The organism is Segeticoccus rhizosphaerae, assembly GCF_009192725.1.
In the GTDB taxonomy this organism is placed as follows: domain Bacteria; phylum Actinomycetota; class Actinomycetes; order Actinomycetales; family Dermatophilaceae; genus Segeticoccus; species Segeticoccus rhizosphaerae.
Map to the genome: position 1 here is coordinate 1 of NZ_VOHR01000315.1, position 4,228 is coordinate 4,228.

At 70.3% G+C, this 4,228-nt stretch carries 4 protein-coding genes; 3 read left to right on the forward strand and 1 reads right to left on the reverse strand.

Annotated elements, in window-relative coordinates; all coding sequences use genetic code 11:
- A partial coding sequence (locus tag FRW57_RS18040) for a DUF7800 domain-containing protein (protein WP_152186650.1) occupies positions 1-1,206 on the reverse strand: 1,206 nt, incomplete at its 3' end.
- Between the two features lie 245 nt (positions 1,207-1,451).
- Between FRW57_RS18040 and FRW57_RS18045 the strand changes: the two genes are divergently transcribed.
- The 3 genes from FRW57_RS18045 to FRW57_RS18055 all read left to right on the forward strand — a co-directional run.
- Complete coding sequence (locus FRW57_RS18045; RefSeq protein ID WP_137123188.1) at positions 1,452-2,231, forward strand: electron transfer flavoprotein subunit beta/FixA family protein; 780 nt, start codon at positions 1,452-1,454, stop codon at positions 2,229-2,231.
- A gap of 24 nt (positions 2,232-2,255) precedes the next feature.
- A complete protein-coding gene (locus FRW57_RS18050; RefSeq protein ID WP_152186651.1) occupies positions 2,256-3,212 on the forward strand; it encodes an electron transfer flavoprotein subunit alpha/FixB family protein in 957 nt (318 codons plus the stop codon).
- 312 nt (positions 3,213-3,524) lie between these two features.
- The coding region (locus FRW57_RS18055) for a cysteine desulfurase family protein (RefSeq protein ID WP_152186652.1) at positions 3,525-4,228 on the forward strand (704 nt) is incomplete at its 3' end.

A 4,228-nucleotide genomic window follows, 5' to 3' on the forward strand; every position in this document is an offset into this window, starting at 1 on the left:
GGCGAGGGCGTCGAACGAGGCCCGGAACGCCGCCCAGTGCTCGAGGTCGGCCCGCCGGCGCAGCCACTCGGCCCAGCGGGCGACGAGCCGACCGCGGACCCCACTGGCCAGCCGCTCGTTCCACGACTCCAGGTCGTGCAGGGCGCGGGGCAGCAGCCACGGCAGCGACGTCCCCACCAGGAGGTGGTCGTAGTCGCCCGACACCTGTTCGCTGATCCAGCCGAACTCCGCCTCGGAGATCATCGAGCGTGGTGACTGCTCGAGGATGCGACCGCAGCGGGAGTCGATGACCAGCAGGCGGGTCCGGCCGAGGTCTCGACGGTAGGACCACCTGGCTCCCTTGCCCCCGTCGGCCTCCGCGTCGGCGGCCACGGCGAAGGCCCGGACCAGGTCCTTGGCGTCGCCGTCGTGTTGACGGACGCGCTGGTAGAGCTCGTCGGTCTCGAGGTCGCGGGGCGAGAGGTTGCCCAGGTGCTGGTAGACCCAGTAGGAGCCGAGTCCACCGATGATCCTCTCCTGCCACCACGAGGTCGCCTGCATGTCCCGCCTCCACGCGGCGGACGTGTTCCAGTCGTCGCGGACGTCGTGGTCGTCGAAGATCATCGAGCTGGGCACCGTCGACAGGATCCACCGCACCTCGGGGTCGGACCACGACTCGTGGTAGAGCCACGTGTACTCCTCGAAGTCCCGGACCTCCTGGCCGGGCGGCTCGTCGACGTCGCGGTGCTCCCGGATGCGCTCCGCGACCGCGGGGGAGGTCTCGTCCGCATAGACCTGGTCACCGAGCAACAAAAGCGCGTCGGGCCACTCCGTCGTCGGCTGGGCCATCATCCGGCGCGCGTAGGCGTCGAGCGCGTCCGGCTCCGGGGAGGCTGGGCCCAGAGCCGTCGGTGTCGCGAAGCGGCAGGACCCGAAGATCAGCCGGAGCGCGCGGTCGGGGTCGAGCGTCCTGATCGTGGGCGCCGGACGGCGGTCGTCCGGGAGCGGCCACACGAGCGTGTCGTCCAGGCGCACGTCATACGTCGTCGTCGAGGCGGGCGGCAGGTCGGTCACGTGGACCAGGGCGTAGTGGTGGCCGGACACGGTCCAGGTCGGCTCGCGGTGGCCGAGCACCTCGACCGTGGTCGGTCCGCTCGTCTCGACCCAGACGGTCGCGTCGCGTTCACCCACGTGCCGCAGCACGGGGCCGAGAATCAAGTCAGTCACCTCGTCTGTGTACCAGAGGAAGCGGGCCGGTGGCTGCGCCCGGGGCAGATCGGTCGCGCGCGATGTGCGCTTGCTCACGCCGGATCGGCGTCGCGTCGGGCACCTGCCGCAGGTAACGTCTGCCGTGTCCGGTCCCGACGCTGCCCCGGCACCATGGGGGTATGCCGTCGCTGTCGGCGCAGCAGAAGGACTGACCCGATCATCCGAGCAGCATCATCCGAACCATGGAAGAGGACGAGCGGCACATGAACATCGTCGTCTGTGTCAAACACGTGCCCGACGCCCAGTCGGAGCGCACGTTCAACGAGGACAACACCACCGACCGTGAGGGTGTCGACGGGCTCCTGTCGGAGCTGGACGAGTACCCGGTGGAGGCGGCTCTGCAGCTGGTCGACGCCGCCCAGGGCGAGGTGACGGTGCTCACCGTGGGGCCGGACCAGGCCGCCGACGCGATCAAGAAGTCCCTGCAGATGGGCGCGCACAGGGGCGTCCACGTCAACGACGCGGCGATCCACGGATCCGACGCGGTCGCGACCTCGCTCATCCTGGCCGAGGCGATCAAGAAGATCGGCGACGTCGACTTGGTCCTGACCGGGCTCGCGTCGACTGACGGGACCATGAGCGTGGTCCCGGCCATGCTGGCCGAGCGCCTGGGCCTCCCGCAGGTCACCGTGGCCTCCGAGCTGACCGTCGAGGGCGGCAAGGCCACGATCCGCCGCGACGGCGACGTGGCCTCCGAGACGATCGAGGCGTCGCTGCCGGCCGTGGTGTCGGTCACCGACCAGATCAACGAGCCGCGCTACCCCTCGTTCAAGGGGATCATGGCGGCCAAGAAGAAGCCGGTCGAGACGTGGAGCCTTGCCGACCTGGGCGTCGACGCCGGATCGGTCGGGCTGGACGCGGCGTGGACGACGGTGGAGTCGTTCGAGAAGCGGCCGCCGCGGCAGAAGGGCCAGATCGTCACCGACGAGGGCGACGGTGGCACCAAGCTGGCGCAGTTCCTGTCCGCGCAGAAGTTCATCTGACCGACCAAGACAAGGAGATTGACCATGGCTGAAGTTCTCGTTCTGGTCGACCACGCCGACGGTGAGGTCCGCAAGACGACCGCCGAGCTGCTCACCATCGCCCGCCGCCTGGGCGAGCCGTCCGCCGTCTTCGTCGGGGCCGGATACGACAGTGCCAAGGGGGTGCTGGCGCAGTACGGCGCGGAGAAGGTCTACCGCATCGAGTCCGCCGATGTCACCGACTACCTCGTGGCTCCGACGGCGGAGGCGCTTGCCCAGCTCGTCGCGTCCACGTCCCCGGCCGCGGTGCTCGTCGCGGCGTCGGCCGACGGGCGTGAGGTCGCGGCCCGCCTGGCCATCAAGACCGAGTCGGGCCTGATCACCGACGCGGTCGACGTGCAGCCGGCCGACGGAGGCGTGCGCACCGTGCAGTCGGTCTTCGCCGGCTCCTACACCGTGACGTCCACCGTCACCAAGGGCACGCCGATCGTCGCTGTCAAGCCCAACTCGGCCACGCCGGAACAGGTTGCGGGCGCGGCGGCGGAGGAGACGGTCGAGGTGGACATCTCCGACTCGGCCAAGACGGCCCGCATCACCGACCGGAAGCCCAAGGAGGCCAGCGGCCGCCCGGAGCTGACCGAGGCCGCCATCGTCGTCTCCGGCGGTCGCGGGACCGCGGGTGACTTCGGCCCGGTCGAGGCGTTCGCCGACTCGCTCGGTGCCGCGGTGGGTGCTTCGCGCGCCGCAGTCGACGCCGGCTGGTATCCCCACGCCAACCAGGTCGGCCAGACCGGCAAGCAGGTCTCGCCGCAGCTCTACGTTGCGGCCGGGATCTCCGGCGCGATCCAGCACCGTGCCGGCATGCAGACCTCCAAGACGATCGTGGCCGTAAACAAGGACGAAGAGGCCCCCATCTTCGAGTTGGTCGACTTCGGCGTGGTCGGCGACCTGTTCAAGGTCCTGCCGCAGGCCACCGACGCCGTCAAGGCCGCCAAGGGCTGAGCGGCACCCGACCACACGGCATACGACAGGGCCCGGCCCGCGAGCGATCGCGGACCGGGCCCTCGTGCGTGCTCGTCCTCGCATCTCGCTCGTGGAGGAGATCAGCGAGGACGAGTTCCAGGCGATGTATGGAGAGTGGGCATTCCCGACCCACCCCACCCACGTGAGGAATCATTGCGAGGTTTCGGCCCCCCCAGGGGGCACGCAACCTCGCGAAGATTCCTCACGGGTGGGGTGGATGCGGCGCGACGTAGAATCGAGCGCGTGCCTGAGACCACCCGGACCTACCTGGACCATGCGGCGACCACGCCGATGCTCCCCGCTGCCATCGAGGCGATGACGGCGCAGATGCGTGTCGTCGGCAACGCGTCGTCGCTGCACGCGGCAGGCCGAGCGGCGCGGCGGGTGGTCGAGGAGTCCCGCGAGACCATCGCCGGAGCCCTCGGCGCGCGGCCCTCGGAGGTGCTGTTCACCTCCGGCGGCACCGAGTCCGACAACCTCGCCGTCAAGGGCACCTACTGGGCCCGCCGGGACGCCGACCCGCGCCGGGCCCGGCTGCTGGTCAGCGCAATCGAGCACCACGCCGTGCTGGACTGCGTCGACTTCCTCGTGGCACACGAGGGCGCGAAGGTGACCTGGCTCGAGGTCGACGAGGTCGGGAGGGTCCATCCCGAGACCGTGCGTGCGGCCATCGAGAGCGATCCGGAGTCGGTCTCGCTGGTCAGTGTGATGTGGGCCAACAACGAAGTGGGCACGGTGCAACCGATCCGCCAGATCGCTGCCATTGCACACGAGTTCGGCGTCCCCATGCACACCGATGCCGTGCAGGCCGTTGGCCAGGTGCCGGTCGACTTCGCTGAGAGCGGCGCCGACCTGATGTCCATCACCGGCCACAAGGTCGGTGGCCCCATCGGGGTCGGCGCGCTCGTCGCGCGTCGCGACGCCCGGCTCGTGCCACTCAGCCACGGCGGCGGCCAGGAGCGCCAGGTCCGCAGCGGCACGCTGGACGTCGCCGC